The sequence below is a fragment of the Spiroplasma sp. hyd1 genome (genome assembly GCF_016082235.1).
GTDB lineage: Bacteria > Bacillota_I > Bacilli_A > Mycoplasmatales > Mycoplasmataceae > Spiroplasma > Spiroplasma poulsonii.
In genome coordinates, this window is sequence record NZ_JXYY01000103.1 from 1 (window position 1) to 1,725 (window position 1,725).

Below are 1,725 nucleotides of genomic sequence, written 5' to 3' on the forward strand. Positions count from 1 at the left end.
TAAAAAAGGGTATCGCAAGAAGTCTAATATAATTTAAATAATTTAAAAGAAAAAAACAGCGGGTGTATGTTCAAAAACCAGTTTTAGAACAACAAGAAAAAAAGCAAGCAGGAAGAAAAAAAGAGTTTAAAGCAGATTTAAAAAATGATTAATGTGTATGGAAGGAAAGGCTATTAATGGTAAAAGAAGATAAGACTAATAATATTTTAGAATCACCAGTACCAATGCGTCGAAAATTATCGCGAAAAACTAATTTAAAGATTTTTGCCATTTATTGGAACAGTTGCGATTGCAGCTGGTCTAGGTGGTGTTATTTATTCTGTTGTTGCACCCTCTTCTTATCATAATAAAAATCCATGAGCTAATGCTACTTTGTTGGATGATAAAATTACTAGAATGATAAATCAACAATTATCAAAACCATTACTTGATTTTAATGGTGATCCAAGGCCAGAACATTTAGCGAGTTATGTTTCTTTTAATACTGGTGAAAAAGATGGGATTGATATTTATCCTAATTTAGATAATATTAAAATTATTCAAGAAATTTTTGCAAAAAACGATTGAATTAAAAATAATTTAAGTACTGTTGAAACAATGTTAAAAGGAACAGGGGCCAACTTTGTCAGGAACTCGAATAATTTATCAAGGAAATCGATTGAATTTAATTTTACGACCAAAAATTTTAACTTATCCCTATAATAATGGTGATGATAAATATGGGTTAGTAACAGTTACTCCTGTTGATAAAGACCGCGGATTATTTACTTATAAAATTAGATTTGTTTTGCAACTAATTGGAACTGATAATGCTGGTTATTATGTTGATTTAGAGAAAACTTTTGATTATACATATGATACAACACAAGCGGCAGTACCAACATTATTAATTTTAAGTCAAATGTTAAATTTAATGAGTAATAGCAAAATTGTGACATTAGTTCAGAAATATGGCCTTGCGTTAGACACTAATAATGAAATAATTTTAAATGCACTTTTAACAGAATATTATCCAATCGCAAAGGCTGATAATAGTATTATTATTAATGAGCAAGTTGTTAATAAAAATGGAACTCCATTTGCAGCAATTACAGATAACCCTTCTGCAAGTAATTTAACATTAAATATTAAGTATAATGTTAAAAAATTTAATTCCTTACAACAATTTGGTGCTAGTTTTTTTGATTATCATAGTAATAATTACGGGGTAATTGCCAATATTTTTACCAAAATTGGAATTAAAATGCCAACCTTTGTTAATGTTAAGAATAGTTATGATTTATATGATCGAAATACTGATCAAACATTTTTAAATGGCGTAATGCAAGATCAACGGGTTGATTCTTATCAAGGTTATATTAAAGAAATGGGATTAAGTTCTGATAATGTCTCTGATAATGTTAACTATGAAAATAATGATTTTAGTTCATATGTATGAGGTTCTGAACACCAAATTTTTTATAATGAAGTATTAATTCAGTTTTTAAATATTAATAATAATGGTTTGCCAGATAAAATTAACCGGGATCCAACAAAAATGTATTATGATCAACAAAGTTATACTGCTCGTTCCATTAATTATCAAGAATTTAACTTAGTTGCTAATGTTAAAGATGTGATTGAAAATATTAAATATGATGATTCAGAACAAGCAATTGATCTTCGTTTAACAAATAAGATTGATGCTATTAAATCAAGTTTAAAAAGCTATTTGTTAGAAAATTT

At 27.1% G+C, this 1,725-nt stretch carries 1 protein-coding gene and 1 pseudogene; both read left to right on the forward strand.

Annotated features, from left to right (window positions below; genetic code table 4):
- Nucleotides 1-264: 264 nt before the first annotated feature.
- Nucleotides 265-702: a hypothetical protein gene (locus tag TS70_RS06470; protein WP_198049775.1), complete on the forward strand. Its 438-nt coding sequence runs from the start codon at nt 265-267 to the stop codon at nt 700-702.
- Nucleotides 659-1,725, forward strand: a pseudogene (locus TS70_RS06475) (hypothetical protein); the annotation flags it as partial. The gene TS70_RS06470 and the pseudogene TS70_RS06475, both read left to right, overlap by 44 nt.